We start from the raw sequence: 24,360 nt of genomic DNA, 5'->3' as shown, positions 1-24,360 counted from the left end.
CTAGGGGAGGGACGGAGTCGCCATTGGTTTACCCGAGGACCTTGCTCAGGTTCGGCAAAATCAATAGCAGCGTGGTCGCGAAAACAATAAGACTCGCCTGGCGGAGCTTCGATGGTTTAAACATGGCTGACTGCCTTTTGTTGTTATTCCTGAGTGCTGCGCGCTCGTTCTGTCATTCACTGCCCACATTGCCCCTGGATAACATCCGCCTCGCAAACCGGTAATCGAGGCAGTGAAAGTGCGCAGATTTAACCTTAGGGCCCGCGCCGCCCATGGCTTAGACCCATTCAATTGCGATTTTTTGGTTTTTTCGACTAAAAAGAAATAAGGCTCCGTGCCATCCATCAAGCAAGCCTTCTGCTAGACACTTTCGACCTGTCGAAGGGCTGTTTACGCGCGACCTACCGTTCGTCTGAGCAGCACCGTCAAGGGGGCTGAGCGTATCGGTCATTGCATCCGCCGCTGCCGAGCCTATGGTGAAGGCGCTGTATTCCCTAGCCGTGCACTGGTTCGAGGATGTCATGACCCAAGCCTTTATTTTCGATGCGATACGCACGCCCCGTGGCAAGGGCAAGGCCGACGGCGCGCTGTACAGCGTCAAGCCGGTCAACCTGTTGGCCGGATTGCTCAAGGCGCTGCAACAGCGCAATTGCCTGGATACCCGCGAGGTGGACGATATTGTCCTGGGCTGCGTGACGCCGGTCGGCGACCAGGGGGCTGATATCGCCAAGACGGCGGCCTTGGTGGCCGATTGGGATGTCAGTGTGGCGGGGGTGCAGATCAACCGATTCTGTGCTTCAGGGCTGGAGGCGGTGAACCTCGGGGCGATGAAGGTGCGTTCCGGCTTCGAGGACCTGGTGGTGGTCGGCGGTGTCGAATCGATGTCCCGGGTGCCGATGGGCAGCGATGGTGGGGCCTGGGTCCTCGATCCGCAGACCAATCTGCACAGCCATTTCACGCCCCAGGGGATTGGCGCCGACCTGATCGCCACCCTGGAAGGCTTCAGTCGCGAAACGGTCGACGGTTTTGCCCTGCGTTCCCAGCAACAGGCTGCGCGCGCTCGGGCCGAGGGCGCCTTCGCCCGCTCCCTGGTGCCGGTTATCGATCAGAACGGCATTGTTCTGCTCGACCACGATGAGTTTATTCGTGCCGACTCGACCCTCGAAGGCCTGGGCAAACTCAAGCCGAGCTTCGAGGCGGTTGGCCAGATGGGCTTCGATGCCACGGCATTGCGGGTCTACAGCCATGTCGAGCGAATCAATCATGTCCACACCCCTGGCAACAGCTCGGGCATTGTCGATGGGGCGGCTTTGATGCTGATCGGCTCCGAGGCCAAGGGCCAGGCGCTGGGCCTGCGCCCACGGGCGCGTATTATCGCCACGGCGGTAACCAGCACCGACCCGACCATTATGCTGACCGGTCCGGCGCCTGCCACACGCAAGGCCCTGGCCAAGGCCGGCCTGCGGATCGAGGATATCGACCTGTTCGAGGTCAACGAGGCATTCGCCTCGGTGGTCCTGAAATTTATCAAGGACCTGCGCGTCGACCCGGCGAGGGTCAATGTCAACGGCGGTGCCATTGCCCTCGGGCACCCTCTGGGGGCCACCGGCTGCGCGATTCTCGGCACCCTGCTCGACGAGCTGGAGGCACGGCAATTGCGCTATGGCCTGGCCACGCTGTGCGTCGGCGGCGGCATGGGTATCGCCACCATTATTGAACGTCTTTGACTCCGACCGGGAAGCTCACCATGACCGAAGCCATCCGTTACGCCGTGGACCAGGACCGGATTGTCGTACTGACCCTCGATATGCCCGGCCAGACGGCCAACACCATGAACGCGCAATACCGTGAAGCCATGCAGCGCTGCGTGGCGCGTTTGCAGGCTGAGCGGGAGAACATTGCCGGGGTGATCATCACCTCGGCCAAAAGCAGCTTTTTCGCCGGTGGCGACCTCAATGAACTGATCAAGATCACACCGAACGATGCCCAGGCTTTCTACTCGATGGTGCTGCAACTCAAGGCGCAACTGCGGGCGCTGGAAACCCTGGGCAAGCCCGTGGTCGCCGCGATCAATGGCACGGCCCTGGGCGGTGGCTGGGAGATCTGCCTGGCGTGCCATCAGCGCATCGTGCTGGATCATAAGGCTGTGCGTCTGGGCTTGCCGGAAGTGACCCTGGGCCTGCTGCCGGGCGGTGGGGGTGTGGTGCGGATGGTGCGTTTGCTGGGTCTGGAAAAAGCCTTGCCGTATTTGCTCGAAGGCAAACAACTGACGCCGACCCAGGCCTTGCAGGCCGGGCTGGTGGATCAACTGGCCAGCGATCCGGCCGATTTGCTGGCAAAGGCACGGGCCTGGATTCTGGCTAATCCCGCGGCTCAGCAGCCCTGGGATGCTCGGGGCTATCAGATCCCCGGCGGTACGCCGGCCAGCCCCAAGGTGGCGCAGATGCTGGCCATCGCCCCTTCGATTTTGCGCAGCAAAACCCAGGGCTGCCTGCCGGCGCCGGAGAAAATCCTCTGTGCGGCGGTGGAGGGCGCCCAGGTCGATTTCGCGACGGCGCAATTGATCGAAACCCGCTACTTCACCGAGCTGACCACGGGCCAGGTGGCCAAGAACATGATCGGCACCTTCTGGTTCCAGCTCAATGAAATCAAGGCGGGTGGCTCGCGCCCCGAGGGTTTCGCGCCTTATGTGACACGCCGGGTCGGCGTGCTCGGTGCGGGCATGATGGGCTCGGGGATTGCTTATGTCAGTGCTCTGGCGGGCGTTGCCGTGGTCCTCAAGGACTTGACCCTGGCTGCGGCGCAAAAAGGCAAGGACCACTCGGCGGCGCTGCTCGACAAACAGCTCGCGCGCGGGCAGATCAGTCAGGAGCGCCGTGACGCGCTGCTCGCGCTGATTCAACCCAGTGACGACGAGGCTGACCTGGCGGGCTGTGATCTGGTGATCGAAGCGGTGTTCGAGGACCGTGCGCTCAAGGCCCAGGTCTCGGCTGCCGCCCAGCGCGTGGTGGGCAATGATGCGGTCATTGCCTCCAACACCTCGACCTTGCCCATCAGTGGACTGGCCAAGGCAGTGGCACGCCAGGAGCGCTTTATCGGCCTGCACTTCTTCAGCCCGGTGGACAAGATGCCGCTGGTGGAAATCATTCGGGGTGCCCGCACCAGCGATGAAACGCTGGCGCGGGCTTTCGACTTTGTGTTGCAGATCCGCAAGACGCCCATTGTGGTCAACGACAGTCGTGGTTTCTTTACCTCGCGGGTCTTCGCCACCTATACCAACGAAGGCATTGCCATGCTGGGTGAGGGAATTGGCGCGCCGATGATCGAGACCGAGGCGCGCAAGGCCGGTATGCCGGTTGGGCCTCTGGCGGTGTCCGACGAGGTGTCGCTGAGCCTGATGAGCCATATTCGCCGGCAGACCGCCAGCGATCTGCAGGCTGAAGGGCTGCCAGTTGTCGAGCATCCGGCCACGGCGGTGATCGACCTATTGGTGGAAGAGTTCAAGCGCCCGGGCAAGGCGGCTGGCGGCGGTTTTTATGATTATCCGGCCGGCGCGCCAAAGCACTTGTGGCCGGGGCTCAAGGCCCGCTTCGAGCAAGCCGATCGGCAGATCAGTCCGCAGGATGTGCGCGACCGTCTGTTGTTTATCCAGGCGTTGGAGACGGTACGTTGCCTGGAAGAGGGGGTGCTGCAATCGACGGCCGATGCCAATATCGGCTCGATCTTCGGCATCGGCTTTGCCAGTTGGACGGGCGGCGCGCTGCAGTTTATCAATCAGTATGGCCTGAAGGATTTTATTGCCCGCGCCCAGTACCTGGAGGCGCAGTACGGCACACGTTTCGCGCCGCCGGCACTGCTATTGAACAAGGCCGCCGTAGGCGAACACTTCTGATCCTGCCCTTGTAGAGACGAGCGTACTGGCGATCTTTTAGCGCTTGCTGACAGGCTAGAAAATCGCCAGCGCGTCGGCTCCTGTAACCCTTCGCCCGGTTGTTTCCTGACCTGAACGGCATTAGGCTCACCACTCCCTTATTGGCCTAATCGTGTCGGGTACTTTTTATGTCGTTACGCATCTGTATTCTGGAAACCGATGTCCTGCGTCCGGAACTGGTCGATCAATATCAGGGCTACGGGCAGATGTTCGAGCGGCTGTTCTCGCGCCAGCCGATTGCCGCCGAGTTCACGGTCTATAACGTGTTGCAGGGCAACTATCCCAGCGATGACCAGGTGTTCGACGCGTATCTGGTCACCGGCAGCAAGGCCGACTCCTTCGGCACCGACCCCTGGATCCAGACCCTCAAGAGCTACCTGCTGACGCGTTTCGAGCGCGGTGACAAATTGCTGGGCGTATGCTTCGGCCATCAGTTGCTGGCGCTGCTGCTAGGGGGCAAAAGCGAGCGAGCCAGCCAGGGTTGGGGTGTCGGCACGCATAACTATCAAATGGCCGCCAAGGCGCCGTGGATGAGCCCGGTCGTCGAAGAACTGACCCTGCTGATCAGCCACCAGGACCAGGTCACCGCATTGCCGGACAATGCCACGGTCATTGCCTCCAGCGAGTTCTGCCCGTTCGCGGCTTACCATATCGACGATCAGGTGCTGTGCTTCCAGGGGCACCCGGAATTTATCCACGACTACTCCCGTGCCCTGCTCGATCTGCGCCAGCAGGCCCTGGGCGAGCAGATCTACCAGACGGGCGTGGCCAGCCTTGAGCGCGACCATCACGGCACCACGGTCGCGGAGTGGATGATGCGTTTTGTCGCGCACAAGGCCTCTTGAAGCCCAGTGCGCCGGCTCACTCGAACTGACACCGAGCGGCTGGCGCCAACTCAGAGCCAGCCGGACCGCTTGAAGCTGGCCCACAAGGCCGTGCAGCCGCAGGTGATGAACCCCAGCACGCCGAAATAGCCGTAGTGCCATTGCAGCTCCGGCATATTCTGGAAGTTCATCCCATAGATCCCGGCCACCGCTGTCGGGAACGCCAAGATCGCCGCCCAGGCCGCGAACTTGCGTTGCACGATACTCTGGCGCGATGCCTCCAGCAGCACACCGATCTCGATGGTCTGGCTGGCAATGTCGCGCAGGGTGGTCAGGTCTTCCATCTGCCGCGTGACATGAATCTGCACATCGCGGAAGTAGGGGCGCATATTCTTGTCGATAAACGGAAAGGTCAGGCGTTGCAGTTCTTCACTGATCTCGACCATCGGCGCCACATAGCGCCTTAGACGCAATACATCGCGGCGCAGACCGTGCAGGCGTTGCAGATCGCCTTCGCTGAGGGAACTGTTGAGGATGTTCCGTTCCAGTTCGTCGATTTCGGCATGGATCGCTTCACTGACCGGCTGATAGCACTCGGTCACGAAGTCGAGCAGGGCGTAGAGCACGAAGTCCTCGCCATGTTCGAGTAGCAGCGGTCGCGCTTCGCAGCGCTGGCGCACAAAGGCATAGGACGCCGAGTGGCCATTGCGGGCGGTAATGATGTAGCCGTTGCCGGCAAAGATGTGGGTCTCGATAAACTCCAGCTTGCCCGCCGTGCGCACGGGCGAGTAGGTCACGATAAACAGGGCGTCGCCAAAGGTCTCCAGCTTGGGTCGGCTGTGCTTCTCCAGGGCATCTTCGATGGCCAGTTCATGCAGGTTGAACTGGCGCTGCAGATTGCTCAGTTCCTGGGCGTTGGGCTCTTCCAGGCCGATCCAGACAAAGTGGTCGGGCTTGGCGGCCCAGGCGCTGCCCTCGTCGAGGGTAATTGAAGTGACTTTCTTGCCGGCGCTGTATACCGCCGCTGCAACGACTCTACCCATAGTGCTGATCGCTTCTTCTTGTCAGGTCCTTGTGACCGGCAAGCTTAGCCCTCAACCCCCTCCGGGAGCGAGCGGCCCGGCGAAATGCTCAGTGGGCGAGGAGTTGGCGGTCCATGGCTTCGATGCATTCGCGCATCTGCTCGCGGCACTGTTCGATCAACTGCGGCAGATCATCCAGGCTCAGCCCGGCGGTGGGAATGGCCGGCAGGGAGCGGATCAGGATCTCGCCACTGTGCCAGCGATTCAGGTGCATATGCTTGATATAGCTGCTGACACAGACCGGGACAATGGGCACGCCGGCGGCGATAGCCATCTGGAAGGCGCCTTTTTTGAAGGGCAGCAAGGCTTCGCCAAAATTGCGTGTGCCTTCCGGGAACACCCAGATCGAGGTGTCCTTGTGTTGCAGGGTCTCGGTGGTGGTCAGCATCGACTCGCGCGCCTTGCGGCCATTGCTGCGGTCGATCAGCACATTGCCGGCCAGCCAGAACAACTGGCCGAACAGCGGTACCCACTTCAAGCTCTTCTTGCCGATGCAGACAGTGCGGCGCGGCACCACATTGCCGAAGACGAAGAGGTCGTAGTTGGATTGGTGATTGGCCACGATCACGCAGCTATTGGGCTTGTCCATCAGGGGGCCGACTTCGGCCCTGACCTTCAGCCCGAGGATGCGCATGGCGGGCCAGGCATAGAGGCGGGCACACAGACGACTATTGTCCGGGTTGAAAGGGCGGCAGAGCCCCAGCAACACGCCGAGTATCCCGGCAACGACGAAATGCAGCCCCATCAACAACATACGCACGAGAAAAAGCATCAATGGGGCTCACTGGGACAAAAGGTCGCGCAGTGTACGGATGTGCTCTGTTTTCGGCAATTGCCTACAAATGTGTAAGAGATCAGCTGTTTATAAGTAGATGTTTCAGCTTTGTCGGCAGGAACGAGCGTGCTGGCGATGGAATCCCGGACTAGAGCCTCATCGCCAGCCTGACGTCGGTCAATCAGCCCAGATGGCCCTGGTCGAGAATGATCGCGTCATCCAGGGCTTCAAGCAGTGCCTTGCGCACCTTGAGCTTGGTGTTCTTGTGCGCCGTCATATTGATCTTCTTCAACTGGCGTGCGGCGGCCAGCGCTGCGGCCTGCAATTCACCGACCGGCACCACCTTGTCGAGGAAGCCGGCATCCACGGCGTTTTGCGGGTCGAACATCTCGCCGTTGATCACTGAGCGATGGAAGGCCGACTTGCGCAGGCGGTCGCGGGCCAGCTCGATGCCGGCATGGTGCATGGTCATGCCGATCTGCACTTCATTCAGGCCGATGCTGAAAGCCCCCTCGACCCCGATCCGGTAGTCGGCGGACAACAGTAGGAACGCACCCTTGGCCACCGCGTGGCCGGGGCAGGCGACGATTACCGGGAAGGGGTGGGACAGCAGGCGCCGAGACAATGTCGAGCCTGCCGTGACAAGGCTGACCGCCTCCTTGGGGCCGGCCGTCATGACCTTGAGGTCATAGCCGCCGGACAGAATGCCAGGCTGCCCGGTGATGATCACAATGGCCCGGTCGGTCACGGCCTGATCCAGCGCCTGGTTAAAGGCGGCGATGACGTCCGGAGAAATGGCATTGACCTTGCCGTTGCTCAAGGTCAGGGTCGCGATACCGTCTTCCAGATGGTAAGAGATCAACTCACTCATGACGCAATTCCTTGTAATAGAAGTGAGGCAGACGTTACCCAGCCCGCGCACGCAGGTAAAGCACCAAGGCTGACTGGTGAGTCAGGGCTTGCGCCCGGACCGCCGTGATCCGGCGGCGAGGCCTAAGCGCTAAAGCGCTTGGCCCGAAGAATGGCGGTTTTGCCCTGAGCGGCGGGCGTCAGGATTGGGCGGATGCGTTAAGCGCATGAAAATTCTGAAAAAAACCTTTGCCATCGAAAGACCTTTCGACTACATTAGCGCGCCTCGACAGACTGAACTGGTTTGACGAGATACGGTGAAGTGTCCGAGTGGCTTAAGGAGCACGCCTGGAAAGTGTGTATACAGGAAACTGTATCGAGAGTTCGAATCTCTCCTTCACCGCCACATTCTGAAAACGCAAACCCCTGATTTTCCTAGAGAAAGTCGGGGGTTTGTGGTTTTTGGTATCTGAAAAATGGCCATATGGGACTGATATGGGACTGAACGGCAAATTCTGACCTTGGATTGTGGTGCCTTGGCGACGTCTCACGACCATCAACGGCCTCTCTTTGGAAACAACACCGAGAGCAATTCAGAGTCATGAAAGCTTTCTTCAAAGATAAGAAACGAGTGGTAGCTCTCTTGCGACACTCTTGAAGTCGCCGTAACCTAAAGCGTGTATCAAAAAAATATCGGTAAAATGCCTAAGGAAACTCAGTGCTCTTTCTCCATTCTGCTGAGCTTGTTACAAATATAAAAGGCTCCAAGGTGTAAGCTGATAGGCACCTTGTTAACATTAGTCCATAAGGAATAAGGCAATGTCTGTAACTGCTAAGGATCAAGCTGATGTTGAACCACAGTTTGTCAATGAGGAGCCTCTTGAAGCTAGTAAATCTTCGCAGCAAAGAAGGTCGTTCTCGAAGCTTCGTAGAGAGTTAAGTGATGATGAGCTATTGTCCCCAGCAGTTCAGCGGCTATTGATAGATGAGATTGAGAGGTTGGAGAAGGTTGCAGTTGAGCTTTCTTGTTTTAAAGAAGAGTTTCACAAGGCGGACAAAAGGACTGGAGTTCTTGAAGAACGCTTTAAGGTTAAAATTAGTGTAGAGCTAATACATTTTGCTTCGCTTTCAGCCGGCGCCGCGCTTCTAGGTTTCGCCCCATCAATATGGGAGAACCAACCCACAGCGACTGTTTTGTTTGTTGTTGGTGCGATTTTGGTGTTGGTGGGAATAATTGCAAAGGTAGTAAAGCCATGAAATTTAAAGTTTTGAGAGTTGCGGAGCCAGGGTCTCTTGAGAAAGAACGAGTAGTCCTAAAGGCCGTTACTGAAGTAGACATTGGTGACTACCTTCTAGCTCAGACAGGGAAGGGTAAAGACACAGGTGTTACTAACAAAATTCACAATGCCTACTGGTTTCCAGATAGAGAGATTGAAGCTGGGGATTTAGTTGTTCTATATACCAAGGCGGGAAAGCGTTCAGTAAAAGAGAATGAGCAGAATAAATCGTACTTTTATTACTGGGGTAAAACGGCTCCGGTGTGGGATGCCTCCGACAGATCTGTTGTTCTTATGGAAATTAGCTCCTGGGAAAGCTTAAAGGAAAGCACATAGTGATCGCGCAATATTGCAAGTGATTATTTGTCGGTAATAGGTGGTAGTCGGCCAGAAGCGGGGTTTAATTTCTCCAGACTAATGCATTGCATAAGCGTTGGAATGTTCAGGATGCCGCTTAAATTAAAAATCCCCCCGTGCTTTGTCTAAGTTTGGGGGGGCTTTCATTAATCCACGGATACCACACTCCATGAACTGGTATTTCCCAGCCGGTTGGATTGCTATAGCTTTAGCGCTAGCTGCAGCATCCCCACGACATCCGGCCCGTCCTCATTGATCCACGTCCCATAGTGCTGTCGGATCATATTCCCGTTGGTGTGTCCCATCTGTTCGGCGATCCAGTCGATTGACGCTATCCCCGTGGTCAGCAGCTGACTGGCGTACGTATGCCGGCACTGGCCTGGCCCACGATAGCGGACCCCGGCCGCGAGCAAGTGAGCCTTGAAAAACCTGTCGCGCACCACGAAGTCGCTGACATGCGGTAGGCCGCTTTTCGTATTCAAGAAGACAAAGTGCAGGTTGTGCTGCCTTACCGTCTTGTTGTCCCGCTCAACAATATCAACGGTTTTCGCCTTCTTTTTTCGATTCAATGTATCGATCTTCTGCAGCGCATCCCAGGCCGGGGCCAGCAGGCGAACCTTGCGCGTCGATCGCCGGGTTTTCGTCACGCGGTAAGCCCCGCGCACCTTGGACCGGCGGAACGTCACCGTACCTTGTTCCACGTCGACATCCTCCCAGGCCAGGGCGATGGTCTCGGATACCCGGGGTCCGGCCCATATCATGAACTGAACCATCAACAGTTCTTGCGTGCGGTTGGTGGGGATTTCCAGGATCTGTTTGATTTCCGCCCTAGTGAACGGGTCCGGCGCTTCGGGATCTGGCAGACGCACCATCAAACCCTCGGTCGGGTCGTGGGCAACTTTCATCCTGGTGCGATACAGCTTGAACACCTGGCGCACGTTGCTGATGATGTCGCGGATGGTCTTGTTCTTGAGCGTTTTAGATAGGGGCCCCTGGATCCACTCCTGCAGGTCCAGATGGTCGATCCTGTTGATCTGTACCGTCCCCCAGCGCGGCCGCACGTGAACTTCTGCCTTGTTGGCGTAGCCCCGATAGCTCGACGCCGCCACGCTGTTGGCCTTGATCTTTAACCACAGGTCTAGATAGTGCCCGAAGGTGTTTTCCATCGGCTTGGTCAAATTGGGGAAGTGCCGTGCCTCCCCGCTCTTATCTGGTGCTAAGTAGGGTGGCAGCTAGGTGTTCCTAGACTGTTTGGCTGAGAGCTTCTTCGGCGTTCGATTACCTCTGCAACTGCCCGTCGAACTGTTCGAGGGCTACCAGGGCAATCAGAGCGCCATGATCGCGGTCCTTCCAGGACTGCGCCCGGGCGCCACCATCAACCAGGGCGAGCGGATCACCAGCGTGACCCTTGCCGGCAATCAAATGGCGATCAAATGGACGACGCAATCCGTCGCAGCGTAGAGCGGCAATTCCCTGAACTGAGCGGCGGCTACCATCTGCCGCGCTTCGGCCGCGTGGTCGCGGTCCTGGATGCGCCGGCGGCGCCCGGGCTGTGCGACGACTTTCGCCCGCGCTTCGGCGTCGACGTGGAAGTGCTGACCGCCGATGGCGAGCCAGATCCGGACCTGCCGATCCTGACTGGCGTGCCACTGCCGGCACCCATGGGCGGGCAAGAAGCCGGTATGTATGGCTTTCCGGAGGAAGGCACCATCGTTGTGGTCAGCTTTGCCTATGGCCTGCCGAACAAACCCTTCATCACCCAAATCCTGCCCCACGGCCTGAGCCTGCCCCGGGTGCTGAAGGGCGACATGGTGTGGCAGCACAGCGAGGCCTGCCAGCAACGTGTCGACGCCGACGGCAACTGGTTGCGCCAGACTGACGGCAAGATCCAGGACCAGGCGATCGAGCGGGAAGTGGAAGCGCTGGAGAGCAGTGAGCGCTTCCAGAATCACACCAGAACGGTGGACGACCATTCGACCGAGTCAGTGGGTGGGATCAAGAAGATCGAGGCGCTGGGAGCACTCAAGCTGTTCTCGGGTGGGTCTGCGAGCCTGGCGGCTGTAGACGACCTGCACCAAGCGACTGGTCGGGATCTGAACGTGGTGGTCGCGCAGAAGCACAACGCCACCGTGGGCGGGGACATGCAGCAGCGGATTCAGGGCTTGCGTGAGAGTGTGGCGAGTGGCAGCCAGAGACTGCAGGCGCCGAAAAACTGGGTGGGGTCTAGCAGCGTTAACATCTTCAGGGCGGTTGGTGACCTCCTCGATTTGGTGCAGGAAATGAATAGCCAGCTCGCCATACACACTCACGGGCCGACACCAGTACCGTCAAACACAGCAGCATTTGTACAAGGCGCCGCAAAGGCGGCGGTGATGTCTGCGAAATTGGGAGCTATCACTCTGTAACTCCACGTGGATGCCTTATTTTCGAAAATAATAGTATGCTCATTGCCATAGGGTATTAATACTGAGCGATTGTGAAGGGAGCAGCTCTGCATGGAAGAAGATTTACTCTTGCCTGAAACTGCTCGGCAAGTAGTTTTCGCTTGGTGGAATACAAGCTTAGCGCCTTCTGGGGTGAGTAGGTCCACTGCCGAGCAAAGAGTTATTGCGTGCTCAGTTGTGATGTATTTGATTAAGGTATGCGAGGCGGATTTTATTGCGCTTGGTGAAATGTCGGAAGAAGATTTGAAGTATCTGGAGAATACTTGTGACCTTTCGGGTTATTCGTTTTCGTCGGAAATAACTTCAGCAGGTAAATCTGTTTTTGATATTTGTTATATTTATAATCGGCAAAAAATATTTGTTAGCGATAGTAAGGATGTGTTGTCTGTTAAAGGCACTTCCACTTTGAAGATAGCAAAAAAACTTGAGCTGGTTGTGAATGGCTCTGAATCGCTTTTTTATATTTTTGTTTCACACTGGCCTAGCCGACTTTGGTGCGCGCAAAATGATGCGGATAGGCACGTGTTTGGTATTCGTCTTCGCGACTCAATCGACCAGATTGCGGCAGATACAGGCTCAAGCCAATTTATTGTTCTACTCGGAGATTATAACGACGACCCCTTTGACTCATCTCTGAGTCAGCAGGTTATGGCGAGTAGGGATATAGATTTGGTGGAGCGCAGACCTCATCTATTTTATAATCCATTTTGGAAATATTTGTCGAAGCAAACCAGCGAACATCAGGTTTCGGGAAGTTACTACTATAAGTCCGGAAAGATAACAAGGTGGCATACTTTCGATCAGATTATTTTTTCTCACGCATTTGTTAGTTCGAATGAGTGGTCTTTATCTAAGAACTGCGATCATGTTGTTGAAATCCCGGAATTTACGAATTTAGTGAAAAGCGCTCATTCAAAATTTGATCATCTCCCAGTCTTTGGGATTATTGAGAAGGTTGCTCATAATGGTTGACTTTATTGGTTCGTTCAACAAGGGGCAGGAAGCAGCAAAAAAGGCTGAGGATAATAAAGATGAAATTGATTCGGTTTTTGAAATCATGAATCAGCAGCTCGGGGATGCAAGCGAGGGGAAGCTGAAGGTTGAGATAATTTTTAAGTCAAATCCATTTCTTGATTTTCTTACAGTCGCTGCAAAATCTGCATCTAGTGGTAGTTATTGGGCAATAGCGGCCCTGAACCCGCTGGCCGAGAGTTACGCGCCTAAGGAAATCGCAAAATGGAAATCTGATCCAAATGGTTACCCTTGTTTGGTAATCACTGATGCGGAAGAGATGTATTGCGAGGATAAAGCAGCCTTAGAGAAAGCGCTTAGCTACCTGCTCGCTCGCCCAGAGGTCGGTAAAATATTCCGGTCTGTAATGAATCAAAAGCGAAAGGTAGAATCCGATAGTCAGCCTGACCGATAAAATATCATGAGTTTGTATCCGCGTTGCGGAGCCCTGACTCTAAAATCTTGGAGGCAGGGCTCGCCCAAAACCAGAACAACGGTCTAGGTAGTGATTACTGTGAGTCGTCGTCCTCAAATCTCTTCTTGATGAAATCTTTCGCAACAGGACCGAGCGCGTCGGTGATGACCTTGATTTCGGCCTTCGCCTTCGCATTTTTTCCGGATAACGTACCTGTCTCCGCCACTGCGAATTTCACGTACAGCGGAGTGATTTGACGGGAGTATTTACCTGGTTCGTCATGTTTGTCAGCCTTACTGTCGAAGGGGTAGGTGACTGGCTTGGTCGCGTTCGATCCGCCGTATCCTAGTGACTTGACCATCAGGGGTGGATTGCTCCCTGTCTCGCCTACCGTAACTCCCGAGACGCTGATTGCATCTGGCATTGATTCTTTAAGCTCGCCGTCAACGTAATAAGATATTGCACCCGCAGCGGAGAGGCCTATCTTGCCCAGGCCTTTCCCCTCGTCTTTGGTCAGTGCCGCGCTAGTTCTTGAGGCAGCGAGCATTGGCACAAACTGAACGGCTGCCAGCTTGTCTTTCTTCGGGTCGAACTCAGTAAGTTTGAGTAGCAATATCATCTGGGGGACAGTTACGCTTTCCGGTTGCGTACCTTTGGCCTCTGTCGTGGTGTATCTGTATCTGACTAGGGCAAGGCATGGCAGCCTCTTCAACTCATCTGAAGTCGTAGTCCATGTTGCATTCCAAGTACTGCTTGACCGTTCTTGAATCTTCTCGACTTTGTCATTTACCGCCATGACCCCCAAATCCCATGCGGCACTGCCGATAGCGGTAAGCACTGCCGCCCCGGCCGGGGCAACGAGGCCCGCTTTGACACAATTGCTCCTGTAGTTTTCAGCAGTCGGATCTTTGCCGAACAGCGTGTCCCAGCTCCCATCCCTATCCACGGGCACTACAGCGCTGTATTCCGCATCTGTAGCGGAAGGCTCTATTTTTGATGAGGTAATTATTGACCACGATTCACAACCAGTTAACGCCAAAGAAAATACTGCTACTACTACAGTTTTGAGGCGCTTCATATGTGACGCTCCATGTGTCAGATATAGCTTATGTGGCAATGTGCTATCGCCAGTTTAGGTATAGCCAACTGTAGAAGTACCTGCAACAAATTGGCGTTGGGCTTTGTTTGGTGAACAGAAAACTCGCGCGCTTCGTGCAAACACCTTCTACTGGCCAACTTCTGCCGCGTAAACCGGCTGGAGCGGGTCGACTTCTGCTTCTGTTGGCAAGAAGAGTGCTGGTCAAATCGAATGCAAATCGGTCGTCAGATACGGTGCAATTTCCCACTACCGCATAGATTCGCCCGAGAAGTATGAAAAATGGCTCACGACAAAAAAACTTTTTGAAAAACCACTTATCCCCCTCCCGCCGATGGGCCTTGCGTCCCTTTTTTGTGCAAACGGGTAGTGTGGTGAAAACGGTGCCTCCGCCCAGGCCCGCTGCGGGCTCCGGGGGATATTTTGTAATTGCACAGAGTGCAAGGCTTTGCAAAAAAGTGTAGTGGCCTTGCACATGCGTCACGGGGCGGCAGAGGCGTGGCCAAACAGGCGAGGTGCCCGGTTTACGGGGACTATGGTTTTGAAAACCTACTGCAGGCGGTGTTTTAGTTTTTGGAACCGTTCGGATCAGGGGCCTACCAGCCGCTATAGATGCCTACGCAAAAACGACTGCGAGGCCCAGCCTGTCTAGGTTTTAAGCATTCTGAGGCATTGCACAGCATCACCATCAATTTCAGGCTGACACTACTAATCAACGGCGCATGGAAAAAAGCACCGGAACGATGGGGTGCATGGCTATTTTTCTGGCGAGGGGCGGGAAAAGGGTAATTTTAGTAATCGGTGGGTCAGAACGGGCTGGAGCCCTTATAGGTCGTGGCTTTCAGTCATTACCTTGGGGGGTAATATTAGGTAATGGACGAGGTAATATTTTGCTCAGGCCCCCATTTTGCTGGGGTTGGCGGCTCACTGGCATTACTCGCTGTGAAAGTAATTTCCTAACCACTTAATTACCTTTTTATTACCTCTATAAAACCCTATCAACTATCTGATTTTATTGGGCTTTATCCGAGTTTTGACAGCTCATTACCAAAATTACCTTTTTCCCATGCCTCAACATAAATCGTTCAAAACGCCTGTTGTGACCGTTTTCTGCAACCTGGTGCATTTAAGCCATGGGACTGGCATGGGACTGATCCGGCGCACACCATCGGGCTGCAGCCCTTATAAACCGGGGGGGCTTGGTTTCGAAAACCGCGAACGGGTAGTTTCGAATCTCTCCTTAACCGCCACATTTAGAGAAGCCCCGGTAGTTAACAGCTCCGGGGCTTTTTGCTGTCTGGCTTTCACAAAGCTGGCCTGAAAAGCCTGTTGCGCGCGGCGTAAGTTGCCCCCGTGATGCGTAGGGGCAGGCTCGTATCGAAGGTGCGGTCTGCTTTGCTGCTCAGATCGAGCGCTGATTGACTCGTTGCGATAGCGCTTCAGCGGACTCCTTGCGTTCTGAATAGCGATCGACCAGGTCGGGGCGCTCGCGTAGCAGCAGGGTGAACTTCACCAATTCTTCCATGACGTCGACCACCCGGTCGTACAGCGCTGACGGTTTCATCCGGTTTTGATCGTCAAACTCCAGGAAGGCCTTGGGCACCGACGATTGGTTTGGGATGGTGAACATCCGCATCCATCGTCCCAGGACCCGGAGTTGGTTGACCACGTTGAAGGATTGCGAGCCGCCGCTCACCTGCATGACCGCCAGGGTCTTGCCCTGGGTAGGGCGCACGGCCCCCATGGCCAGGGGAACCCAGTCGATCTGGGCCTTGAATACCGCGGAGAGGGCGCCGTGTCGCTCGGGCGAGCACCAGACCTGGCCTTGCGACCACTGCATCAGCGCCAGCAGTTCCTGCACTTTTGGGTGCTCGACGGGGGCGTCATCAGGCAGTGGGAGTCCGCAGGGGTTGAAGATGCGTGTCTCAGCGCCGAAGTGCTCCAGCAAGCGGGCGGCTTCCTCAACCAGAAGTCGACTGAAAGAGCGGGGGCGGGTCGACCCATATAGCAACAGGATGCGGGGCTTGTGGTCTTGGCTCTGTGTGTCTTGAACCAGGGCGTCATTCAGGTTGGGAAGGTGTTGCGGCATGGACGTCTCCGGGCTACAGGGTGCCGATATGTTTAAGTGCCAGGTGCAGGTCGTTTCTGCTTAGTTGGTCAAGGGGCAGCGCCAGGAATGCCCGGCAGCGCACCTCGATGTGGGCAAGGGTGGTATGAAAGGCGGCTGAGATCGCGTCTTCGCTGCCTATGACCTCGGATGGATCTTCTAGGCCCCAATGCGCTTTCAAGGCGGGACCGAAGTACACCGGGCAGGCTTCACCTGCGGCCTGGTCGCAGACGGTGATGACAATGTCCGGCGGGGCGCTCTCAAAATATTCGACCCCTTTGCTGCTTAAGCCATCGGTGGCAATGCCCGCTTCCTCAAGGGTTTTCAGGCTGCGGGGCAGTACTCGCCCCTTGGGAACGCTGCCAGCGCTGACCGCGTGATACCCCGCCGGCGCAAGGTGGTTGAACAGGGCTTCAGACAAAATGCTGCGACAGCTATTGGCGGTACACATGAAAAGAACGTTCACCGTTCTTCCTCCATGGCGTGGCGATATCGGGTTCCGCTCGGATCGCCGAGGCGGATCGGTTTATTCACAACCGCCAGTGTGACGAGTGTGGTCCAAATGTCGGATCAGCAGCAGGCCGCCGTTCGAACAGGGCGGTCGCCCATAAGGTGCAGTCGCGCACTGTCCTGGTGGAGCCACTCGGCATTGGCATGCAGCGTCGTCTGCAGGACAGCGCGAACCCAGTCCGCAAGATCGGGATTGAGTCTGTAGTACACCCATTGGCCTTGCCGGCGGTCGGTCAGCAACCCGCAAGCGCGCAGTTGGGCGAGGTGGCGGGAGACCTTTGGCTGGCTGTCGTTGAGCGCGCAGACCAGTTCGCATACACAGAGCTCGCCTTCGCGGGCAATAAGCAGCGTGGCACGGGCTCGGGTTTCATCGGCCAGGCACTTGAACACGGCCGGTGGGGTCAGGGTTGGTGTCATCGCAAGGGATCGCTATTAAATATGGAGGTATGAATATTCGTATTTCCATATATTAAAACAAATCCTGCTCTATCGTGCACAAAGGCTGCGCTCGCTGAAGGGGGCAGGGCGGTGATGGACGATTGGAATTCGCTGGGGTGCTACTTGTCACGGCTTTGATTGAAGAGCCCCGAAGCGCTGACGGGCAGGAATTGCCGTTCGTCGGTCATCTCGATTTCGTTTAAACCTTTGCGGCATTGGGTCTTCAGAACTTATGCGGGAAATAAACTCGCCACTGTTCTGGAGATTGTTTTATGCCACGCAATGCCGTGAAGTCCGTTCTCGTTTCCTGCGTGTTTAGCCTGTGGGCATGTGCCACGGGGAGTGCGCTTGCCGCAAGCCCCGTCGAGTTTATCGAGCAGGCCAGGACCGCGGGTATTGCCGAGATTGAAAGCAGCCGGCTGGCTATTCAGAGAACTTCGGCGACGGACATCAATAGTTTTGCCGTTGAGATGATCAAGGATTACACCAATACCAATCGTCACTTATCGGAGTTGGCCGATCGCCTCGGGTTGAGCCTGGCGCCTGTCGAGCAGTTGGAGCAGCAGGCCAGGGCGGCCATGTTCGAGGCTCCGCAAGGGGATGGATTCGATGCGGCTTATGTCGTCCATCAGATCGAAGCGCATGAGGCGATGATCAAGCTGTTTCAGCAGCAAGCCGAGGATCCCGAGGTTCCGGCTTTGCAGGAACTGGTCAGACAGACCTTGCCCACGCTGGAAATGCATTTAGCCATGGCGAAAAAGCTGCAGATGACTCATCGCCAGGACGAGTAAGGGACGGCTAACCAGGGCTAGCCTGGGCGGCTTGAGGCCGCCCAGGTCGCGATTGACCAACAGCCTCAGCTCAGGCAGTCAGGGCCAATGTGGGCGTATCGGCTTGCGCGGTGCTCTCGACGACAGGAGGTTCATCCTCTTCGCGTACTCGCGAGGCACGACCCACGAGCAGCGGGTCGGGGGCGTAGGCGATACTGAGGTCCTTGTCCGGATAGTCCAGCTCATGCAGGAAGTGGCGGATGCAGTTGATCCGTGCACGTTTCTTGTCGTCGGACTTGATCACCGTCCACGGTGCATCGGCGGTATCGGTGTGGAAGAACATCGCCTGTTTGGCGGCGGTGTACTCGTCCCACTTGTCCAGGGACTTGATGTCGATGGGCGAAAGCTTCCAGTGCTTGAGCGGGTCGTCGCGGCGCGAGATAAAGCGGCGCAGTTGCTCTTCGCGATTGACCGAGAACCAGAACTTGAACATCAGCACGCCGCTGTTGCAGAGCATGCGCTCCAGTTCCGGGGTCTGGCGCATGAATTCCAGGTACTGCAGAGGGGTGCAGAACTCCATGACCCGCTCGACCCCGGCGCGGTTGTACCAGGAGCGATCAAAGAAGACCATTTCCCCGGCGGTGGGCAGGTGCTGGATATAGCGCTGGAAGTACCACTGGCCTTTTTCCTGCTCCGAAGGTTTTTCCAGGGCCACGATTCGCGCGCCGCGCGGATTGAGATGCTCCATAAAGCGCTTGATGGTGCCGCCTTTGCCGGCAGCGTCACGCCCTTCGAACAGGACCACGATGCGCTGCCCGGTTTCCTTCACCCAGTTCTGCACCTTGAGCAGTTCGATCTGCAGTTCGTTCTTGGCCTTTTCGTACTCGGCACGGCGCATGCGGCTTTGATAGGGGTAGCTGTCCGGCAGTTGGGCCGAGACGCTGTCCTCGATGGCGGCTTGAGGTGCTTTGCTGATTTGCAGGGCCTTGGACTCTACGCCAGCGGCGTCGGTCTTCACCTCGGCAACGGCAACGGCAACGGTTACCGGGGCGGGCTTGGCCGTGCGTGGGCGACGGGGGCGTGGTGCGGTGGCTTTGCGCGGTGCAGTCTTGCTGGCGGTGGTGCTGGCGACCGATGCCTGCTTCGTGCTGGCAGTGGGCAGGGGTAGGGCGGTGGAATCTTCACTCATGGGAGGGCCTGTTTCTCGTTCAATGTCCTCCGGTCATTCTTAGGGCTACGAAGCAAAGGGCCGTTGATCCTGGTCAAGTTTCTTACAAGGAAAAGGCGGTAATGGGGTGGGATTTTTCCCTGCGCTCTACGACCCTTTCCCCTGGCGACGTATTACTCGTCAATTTCGTTGAAAGAACAGTATTCCTGCCAGTCCATTCCCAGGGCTTCGGCCACTTCGCGATGGACCTCCAGGCGCATGGCGTGGAGCTCTTCCGGGGTCTGGGCGACCAGTTGCAGGGTCAGTTCCCAGGGCTCGATGCCTTGCGCTTGCGCTTCGTCTTCAAACGCCCATTGAAATTGCTGGGCCTGTTCGGTCGGGCTCAGGGCCTGGGTTTCTTCGCGCAGATGGGGGTTGGCATCAAGGAACCGGGCGAGGGCGAGCTCGTTTCTGGATTCTTTGGCGATCATGGGGCGCTCACAGGGCAGGGATTCGGGGCGGCTACGCTAACGATTTCGCCCAGGGAAGAAAAGCCCCGGCGGCGCGAAGGTTGCCAGCGGCTTCAGGCTGCGCGCGTCTTGCGCTCGCACAGCCTGAATGGGGTTTGTGGGGCGCGGCCTTGGTTAGTTGCGCCGGCCCAGCAGCAGGCCGACGACCAGCCCGAAGCCTGCCGAGATCGCTACGGTCTGCCAGGGGTGGCCACCGATGTAGGTTTGCGTGGCCTCGACCATCGGCTTGGCGCTTTCACGCACGTTGCTGACCGAGTCCAGGGCCTGTTTGAGTTTCAGGCTGACCTGCGCACGCAGGGTTTCGCCTTCCTCGCCGACGAGGTTCGCACTGCTCCTCAGGAGTTTTTCCGATTCCTCGATCAGCGCTTGCAGGTCGCTGAACGCCTGGTCCTTGATTTGCTCACCGTTGGCTTGTGCGGCGGTTTTCCGAGCCATTGCAGTACTCCTTGCGGGTCAATGATGGGTCGGACAGTGGAGTCGATTGCGGGCGGAAAAGTTGCAAACTTTCTAATTCGCCCATCAGTCGGCTTACAATCCCGACCTGGAAATATCGCTATACAGTGTAAGATATTGCTTATTTTGCGCTGTAGGAATTCTTATGAGCTTCAATCTGGCCAACAAATCCCTTCCCGAACGTGCGGCCCTGGAAGACGAGAAGGCGCGCCTGTTCGATCTTTGGCAGAACAACCTCGGCAAGGCCAAAGGCGAGGCGGCCCGTCTGTTTGGCGAGCGCTCCAAGCGCAAGGGCAAGTGGGCCGAATGGGTGCGGGCGGAGTTGGATGGTATGTCGCCGCCGGAGTTTTCCAATATGGTCCGCAGTGAAGTCAATCGTCTGATGGCGGCCAAGTAAGGCGCTTGGCGCCTACTGGACCGCGATAATGCTGAAGCCCTGACGGCTGCCGGCGACCACTATTTCCACTTCATCCTCTTCCCGTTTGCCCAGCAGGCTTTGGCCCAGCGGCGCGCGCGGCGTGATCACCGTGACCTGCTGGCCTTCGACGTCGAGCTTGAGCCCCGCACCCGCGGGGGCTAAAAACAGCTTCTGCTGCTGGCCGTTGCTATTTTCCAGGGTGAGCAGAGCGCCAAGGTGAATGCCCTGTGCATCGTCGTAGGGTTGGGCGTCCAGTTCCTGGCAGGCTTTGAGTGCGGCTTTTATCTCTTCGACGCGTCTGGCTTGGCCGGTTGCCAAGTAGGAAGCTTCCAGCCCTAGGGTGTCGTACTTGTTCTCCGCAATGTTTTCTTCGTGGGTCGCTGCTTCATAGGCGGTTTGTGCGGCGCGCTGGGCGACTTGCAGATCGGCGCTCAGCTTGGCGAGCAGGGCCTGGTGCAGGGTGAGCTTGTTCATGGGGGCGGGCTACTCAATCGCACAATTGCAGGACATTGGCCCGGCTCTTGTCGCTGGGGGCCGTCTGGTCCTGTTGCAGCCAGAACTGGCATTGGGGGTTGGACAGGTTGCGCGGATTGCTGCGGGCCTGTTCGAGGTTCTGTTGCTGCTGCTGTTTGTGCAGGTTTTGCTGGTATTGCTCGAACATCGGGTTGCTCGGTTCGGCCGTTTTTGGCGTGGCGACAGGTGCTGGCTCCAGGTGTCTGGCCATTACGGCCAGGGGTTGAGGCCACACCAGGGTTGCCAGTAGCCAGGCGCTGATTAACAGGGCCAGGCCTCCCAGCCAGATCCCCAACGCGATGCTGGCGATCAATTGCCACGGGTTGAGGTTGATGGTGTGTGGGCGCCGAGGTGCTGGGCGATGGGGCATGATGGCCTCCTGGCAGGCTCATTAGGTTGGGCTGACGGCGATTGTCGCACGGGGTGCCGACAGAAAAACCCACTTAGCCCTTCTGTACGCGATGATTTATGCGGACAATCGCCGCCTTTTAGTTGGAGAGCCCGGAATGCGAGTGACCTGGGATATTTTTTGTACCGTGGTGGATAACTTCGGCGATATCGGGGTGACCTGGCGCCTGGCCCGACAATTGGTCGCGGAGCATCAATGTGCCGTGCGCTTGTGGGTTGATGATCTGCGTGCCTTTGAGCGTCTGTGCCCGGCCATCCAGGTCGATGCCGCCAGGCAATGGCAGCAGGGTGTCGAAGTCTGTCGCTGGCAGGGCGAATGGCAACCCACGGCTAGCGCCGATGTGGTGATCGCTGCGTTCGCCTGCCAGTTGCCCGACGCCTACCTGGAGGCCATGGCGGCGCGGGAGCAAGCGCCGCTGTGGCTCAATCTCGACTATCTGAGTGCCGAAGACTGGGTGGTGGGGTGTCATGGTTTGCCCTCGCTGAAGCATAAAAACGTACAGAAATACTTTTTCTTTCCCGGGTTTCAGGCGGGTACGGGCGGTTTGCTGCGCGAAGGCGGCTTGCTGCTCCAGCGTGAGGCTTTTCAGGCGGATGCCGCGGCGCGCAGCGTTTTTCTCGCCAGCCTGGGCGTGGTGCCGGCGCCCGACGCGCGGTTGGTTTCTTTGTTTGCCTACGAAAACACCGGGCTGGCCAGTTGGCTTGACGCCATGGCGACAGGGGGAACACCTACCCATCTATTGGTGCCTGAGGGGCGGGTACTTGCGGATGTACTGCGCTGGCTGGACCTGGAGCAGATGACGCCGGGAATGGTACAGGTGCGTGGCGCGCTGACCCTGCAGGTGCTGCCTTTTGTCCCGCAGGATGACTACGATCGCCTGCTCTGGAGCTGTGACTTCAACGCGGTGCGCGGCGAGGATTCCTTTGTCCGGGCCCAATGGGCGGCCCGGCCGATGCTGTGGCATATCTACCGTCAGGAAGACGATATTCATCTGGATAAACTCGAGGCGTTTCTGCACCTCTATACGGCGGGCCTGTCGCCGGACGCTCGGTTGGCGCTGCAAGGGTTGTGGCGGGCCTGGAATGTGGGCGGGGAGATGGCTGGGCACTGGCGCGAAGCCGAGCGGCACTGGCAGGAATGGTTCGAGCACGCTGAACGCTGGTGTCTGGAGCAGGCCTCGCGACCTGATCTTGCAGCGGCGCTGGTACAGTTTTATCGAAATTGGCTATGATACGCGGCCTAGCGATTTGTAAACTCCATCCAAATTCGGATATTCGTAATGAAAACTGGTAAAGAACTGAAACCCGGTACCGTGATCCGTATCGACAACGACCCTTGGCTGGTTCAGAAAGCTGAGTTCACCAAGTCCGGTCGTAACAGCGCAATCATGAAGACCAAGCTGAAGAACCTGTTGACTGGTTACAAGACCGAAACCGTTTACAGCGCCGACGACAAGCTGGATGACGTAATCCTCGACCGTAAAGAAGCGACCCTGTCCTTCATCAGCGGCGACACCTACACGTTCATGGATACCACTGACTACACCATGTACGAGCTGAACGCCGAAGACATCGAAAGCGTTCTGCCATTTGTTGAAGAAGGCATGACCGACGTTTGCGAAGCCGTGTTCTTCGAAGATCGTCTGGTTTCCGTAGAGCTGCCGACCACTATCGTGCGTCAGGTTGACTACACCGAAGGTTCCGCCCGTGGCGACACCTCCGGCAAGGTCATGAAGCCTGCCAAATTGAAAAACGGTACCGAGCTGTCGGTTGCTGATTTCATCGAAATCGGTGACATGATCGAGATCGATACTCGTGAAGGCGGTTCCTACAAAGGCCGTGCTAAATAAGCGCTGCTTTTACCGCTTCCACAAAAAAGCCCGACCTTTGAGTCGGGCTTTTTTGTGGGCGCTATTGGGTGGGCGTTCCAGCGATGGCGCGTATCAGACGGTCACATGCAGGCGCACATCGACATTGCCGCGGGTGGCGTTGGAGTAAGGGCATACCTGGTGCGCGGCTTCGACCAGGGCTTGGGCGGCTGCCAGCTCCAGGCCGGGCAGGTTGATATGCAGGTCGATGTCCAGGCCGAACCCGCCCGGAATCTGCCCAATGCCTACATGGGCAGTGATCGAGGCGTCGTTGGGGATAGGTTGTTTGCCTTGGTTGGCGACGAATTTCAGGGCACCGATAAAGCAGGCAGCGTAGCCGGCGGCGAACAGTTGTTCCGGGTTGGTGGCCTGGTCACCGGCACCGCCCAGCTCTTTGGGGGTGCTGAGTTTGACGTCGAGGATGGTGTCGCTGGAGATCGCGCGGCCATCACGGCCTCCGGTGGCGGTGGCGACGGCGGTATAGAGCGTTTGCATGATGGCTTTCCTTATTTGTCCGCAAATAGTTTGCGCGCTAATCAATTGAGTGGTTAATTTATAGCGCAAATATATTGTGCGCAAGATAAATTTTCGTCGGCAGCGTTTCGCCGTGCGCGCGTGATGGGGGGCAAGTCTAGGGTCTGCAGGCCTCGACGCCGCGGTACCGCGACGTCGCTCGGTCTGTCAAAGGCTGTTTTGCAGGTTGTTGCGTAGCGCCAACAGTTCGTTCTGCAGCGTGCGCAGTTGCTCCACGGAACGGCCGCTGCTGCTGTGGATGCATTGCGGAATGTCCGTGGCCTGGTCGCGTAGCACACGGCCTTTGTCCGTCAGGGTGACGATGACCACGCGCTCATCTTCGGTGCTGCGGGTCCGGCTCAGCAGGCCTTCGGCTTCCAGGCGCTTGAGCAGTGGCGTCAGAGAGCCGGGATCGGTCAGCAAGCGGTTGCTGATCTCGCCTACCGTCAGCCCATCTTTTTCCCAGAGCACCAGCATGGCCAGGTACTGCGGATAGGTCAGGCCGAGGGCTTGTAGCAGGGGTTTATAGATTTTGGTCATCAACAGCGAGGTGGAATGCAGGGCAAAGCACACTTGGTTGTCGAGGAGCAGGGCGTCGCAGGTGTCCGGGGAAGCACTTTTCAT

At 57.2% G+C, this 24,360-nt stretch carries 27 protein-coding genes, 1 tRNA gene and 1 pseudogene; 14 read left to right on the top strand and 15 right to left on the bottom strand.

The annotated features are described in order from the left end of the window. Positions 1-521 precede the first annotated feature (521 nt). The 3 genes from NPS46_RS00835 (at position 522) to NPS46_RS00825 (ending at position 4,776) form a co-directional block, all read left to right on the top strand. Positions 522-1,727, top strand: a complete 1,206-nt coding sequence (locus tag NPS46_RS00835) for an acetyl-CoA C-acetyltransferase (RefSeq protein ID WP_274105372.1) — start codon at positions 522-524, stop codon at positions 1,725-1,727. 20 nt (positions 1,728-1,747) lie between these two features. After that, positions 1,748-3,892, top strand: coding sequence for a 3-hydroxyacyl-CoA dehydrogenase NAD-binding domain-containing protein (locus tag NPS46_RS00830; protein ID WP_274104499.1), 2,145 nt, complete (start codon positions 1,748-1,750; stop codon positions 3,890-3,892). A 167-nt stretch (positions 3,893-4,059) separates the two neighbouring features. Beyond that, the gene (locus NPS46_RS00825) at positions 4,060-4,776 is read left to right on the top strand and encodes an amidotransferase (protein WP_274104498.1); all 717 of its coding nucleotides are present in this window, start codon (positions 4,060-4,062) and stop codon (positions 4,774-4,776) included. Positions 4,777-4,826: 50 nt separating this feature from the next. On the opposite strand, the gene NPS46_RS00820 is transcribed toward NPS46_RS00825, so the two are convergent. From NPS46_RS00820 to NPS46_RS00810, 3 genes are all read right to left on the bottom strand, one after another. Beyond that, positions 4,827-5,798, bottom strand: a complete 972-nt coding sequence (locus NPS46_RS00820) for a magnesium and cobalt transport protein CorA (protein WP_274104497.1) — start codon at positions 5,796-5,798, stop codon at positions 4,827-4,829. Positions 5,799-5,886: 88 nt separating this feature from the next. After that, entirely contained in the window at positions 5,887-6,609 is a 723-nt protein-coding gene (locus tag NPS46_RS00815; RefSeq protein ID WP_274104496.1) for a lysophospholipid acyltransferase family protein, read from the bottom strand. A 184-nt stretch (positions 6,610-6,793) separates the two neighbouring features. Then, entirely contained in the window at positions 6,794-7,483 is a 690-nt protein-coding gene (locus NPS46_RS00810) for a crotonase/enoyl-CoA hydratase family protein (RefSeq protein ID WP_274104495.1), read from the bottom strand. 294 nt (positions 7,484-7,777) lie between these two features. Between NPS46_RS00810 and NPS46_RS00805 the strand changes: the two genes are divergently transcribed. The 3 genes from NPS46_RS00805 to NPS46_RS00795 all read left to right on the top strand — a co-directional run bounded on the left by NPS46_RS00805 (position 7,778) and on the right by NPS46_RS00795 (position 9,074). After that, a tRNA-Ser gene (locus NPS46_RS00805) sits at positions 7,778-7,867 on the top strand. Positions 7,868-8,280: 413 nt separating this feature from the next. Further along, positions 8,281-8,718: a hypothetical protein gene (locus NPS46_RS00800; RefSeq protein ID WP_274104494.1), complete on the top strand. Its 438-nt coding sequence runs from the start codon at positions 8,281-8,283 to the stop codon at positions 8,716-8,718. Beyond that, positions 8,715-9,074 carry a hypothetical protein gene (locus tag NPS46_RS00795; RefSeq protein ID WP_274104493.1) on the top strand — a complete coding sequence of 120 codons (360 nt, stop codon included), beginning with the start codon at positions 8,715-8,717 and terminating at the stop codon, positions 9,072-9,074. Before NPS46_RS00800 ends, NPS46_RS00795 begins: the two co-directional genes overlap by 4 nt. A 221-nt stretch (positions 9,075-9,295) precedes the next feature. On the opposite strand, the gene NPS46_RS00790 is transcribed toward NPS46_RS00795, so the two are convergent. Further along, a complete protein-coding gene (locus NPS46_RS00790) occupies positions 9,296-10,261 on the bottom strand; it encodes a tyrosine-type recombinase/integrase (RefSeq protein WP_274104492.1) in 966 nt (321 codons plus the stop codon). A gap of 88 nt (positions 10,262-10,349) precedes the next feature. Between NPS46_RS00790 and NPS46_RS00785 the strand changes: the two are divergent. The 4 genes and pseudogenes from NPS46_RS00785 to NPS46_RS00770 form a co-directional block, all read left to right on the top strand. After that, a pseudogene (locus NPS46_RS00785) lies at positions 10,350-10,556 on the top strand (hypothetical protein); the annotation flags it as partial. Continuing rightward, positions 10,529-11,500: a hypothetical protein gene (locus NPS46_RS00780; RefSeq protein WP_274104491.1), complete on the top strand. Its 972-nt coding sequence runs from the start codon at positions 10,529-10,531 to the stop codon at positions 11,498-11,500. The pseudogene NPS46_RS00785 and the gene NPS46_RS00780, both read left to right, overlap by 28 nt. Positions 11,501-11,590: 90 nt before the next feature. Further along, complete coding sequence (locus tag NPS46_RS00775) at positions 11,591-12,511, top strand: hypothetical protein (protein WP_274104490.1); 921 nt, start codon at positions 11,591-11,593, stop codon at positions 12,509-12,511. Further along, entirely contained in the window at positions 12,504-12,965 is a 462-nt protein-coding gene (locus tag NPS46_RS00770) for a hypothetical protein (protein WP_274104489.1), read from the top strand. The genes NPS46_RS00775 and NPS46_RS00770 overlap by 8 nt, the downstream gene beginning before the upstream one ends. A gap of 94 nt (positions 12,966-13,059) precedes the next feature. On the opposite strand, the gene NPS46_RS00765 is transcribed toward NPS46_RS00770, so the two are convergent. The 4 genes from NPS46_RS00765 to NPS46_RS00750 form a co-directional block, all read right to left on the bottom strand. Continuing rightward, entirely contained in the window at positions 13,060-14,043 is a 984-nt protein-coding gene (locus NPS46_RS00765) for a hypothetical protein (RefSeq protein WP_274104488.1), read from the bottom strand. A gap of 1,420 nt (positions 14,044-15,463) precedes the next feature. Beyond that, positions 15,464-16,150, bottom strand: coding sequence for an arsenical resistance protein ArsH (gene arsH / locus NPS46_RS00760; RefSeq protein WP_274104487.1), 687 nt, complete (start codon positions 16,148-16,150; stop codon positions 15,464-15,466). Between the two features lie 13 nt (positions 16,151-16,163). Continuing rightward, complete coding sequence (locus NPS46_RS00755) at positions 16,164-16,634, bottom strand: arsenate reductase ArsC (protein WP_274104486.1); 471 nt, start codon at positions 16,632-16,634, stop codon at positions 16,164-16,166. 104 nt (positions 16,635-16,738) lie between these two features. Then, positions 16,739-17,095, bottom strand: a complete 357-nt coding sequence (locus NPS46_RS00750; protein ID WP_274104485.1) for a metalloregulator ArsR/SmtB family transcription factor — start codon at positions 17,093-17,095, stop codon at positions 16,739-16,741. Positions 17,096-17,388: 293 nt separating this feature from the next. On the opposite strand from NPS46_RS00750, the gene NPS46_RS00745 reads away from it, so the two are divergent. Continuing rightward, entirely contained in the window at positions 17,389-17,907 is a 519-nt protein-coding gene (locus tag NPS46_RS00745) for a DUF4142 domain-containing protein (RefSeq protein ID WP_274104484.1), read from the top strand. 70 nt (positions 17,908-17,977) lie between these two features. Here the strand turns inward: NPS46_RS00745 and ppk2 are convergent, their stop codons facing one another. The 3 genes from ppk2 to NPS46_RS00730 form a co-directional block, all read right to left on the bottom strand. Further along, a complete protein-coding gene (gene ppk2, locus NPS46_RS00740) occupies positions 17,978-19,075 on the bottom strand; it encodes a polyphosphate kinase 2 (protein WP_274104483.1) in 1,098 nt (365 codons plus the stop codon). Positions 19,076-19,227: 152 nt separating this feature from the next. After that, positions 19,228-19,524: a DUF6388 family protein gene (locus tag NPS46_RS00735; protein ID WP_274104482.1), complete on the bottom strand. Its 297-nt coding sequence runs from the start codon at positions 19,522-19,524 to the stop codon at positions 19,228-19,230. 153 nt (positions 19,525-19,677) lie between these two features. Next, a complete protein-coding gene (locus NPS46_RS00730) occupies positions 19,678-19,998 on the bottom strand; it encodes a DUF883 family protein (protein ID WP_274104481.1) in 321 nt (106 codons plus the stop codon). A gap of 163 nt (positions 19,999-20,161) precedes the next feature. On the opposite strand from NPS46_RS00730, the gene NPS46_RS00725 reads away from it, so the two are divergent. Next, positions 20,162-20,413 carry a hypothetical protein gene (locus NPS46_RS00725; protein ID WP_274104480.1) on the top strand — a complete coding sequence of 84 codons (252 nt, stop codon included), beginning with the start codon at positions 20,162-20,164 and terminating at the stop codon, positions 20,411-20,413. Positions 20,414-20,425: 12 nt separating this feature from the next. On the opposite strand, the gene NPS46_RS00720 is transcribed toward NPS46_RS00725, so the two are convergent. Next, complete coding sequence (locus NPS46_RS00720) at positions 20,426-20,908, bottom strand: GreA/GreB family elongation factor (protein ID WP_274104479.1); 483 nt, start codon at positions 20,906-20,908, stop codon at positions 20,426-20,428. Between the two features lie 13 nt (positions 20,909-20,921). Further along, positions 20,922-21,317, bottom strand: coding sequence for a hypothetical protein (locus tag NPS46_RS00715; protein ID WP_274104478.1), 396 nt, complete (start codon positions 21,315-21,317; stop codon positions 20,922-20,924). Positions 21,318-21,453: 136 nt separating this feature from the next. Between NPS46_RS00715 and earP the strand changes: the two genes are divergently transcribed. After that, entirely contained in the window at positions 21,454-22,587 is a 1,134-nt protein-coding gene (gene earP, locus NPS46_RS00710) for an elongation factor P maturation arginine rhamnosyltransferase EarP (protein WP_274104477.1), read from the top strand. Positions 22,588-22,635: 48 nt separating this feature from the next. Continuing rightward, positions 22,636-23,205 (top strand): elongation factor P, encoded by a 570-nt coding sequence (locus NPS46_RS00705; RefSeq protein ID WP_274104476.1) that lies wholly within the window; start codon positions 22,636-22,638, stop codon positions 23,203-23,205. A 93-nt stretch (positions 23,206-23,298) separates the two neighbouring features. Here the strand turns inward: NPS46_RS00705 and NPS46_RS00700 are convergent, their stop codons facing one another. Further along, positions 23,299-23,718, bottom strand: a complete 420-nt coding sequence (locus NPS46_RS00700; RefSeq protein WP_274104475.1) for an organic hydroperoxide resistance protein — start codon at positions 23,716-23,718, stop codon at positions 23,299-23,301. A gap of 186 nt (positions 23,719-23,904) precedes the next feature. Next, the gene (locus NPS46_RS00695; protein WP_274104474.1) at positions 23,905-24,360 is read right to left on the bottom strand and encodes a MarR family winged helix-turn-helix transcriptional regulator; all 456 of its coding nucleotides are present in this window, start codon (positions 24,358-24,360) and stop codon (positions 23,905-23,907) included.

The organism is Pseudomonas putida, assembly GCF_028682395.1.
Classification (GTDB): domain Bacteria; phylum Pseudomonadota; class Gammaproteobacteria; order Pseudomonadales; family Pseudomonadaceae; genus Aquipseudomonas; species Aquipseudomonas putida_AB.
This window is presented reverse-complemented; position numbering and strand designations above follow the sequence as displayed.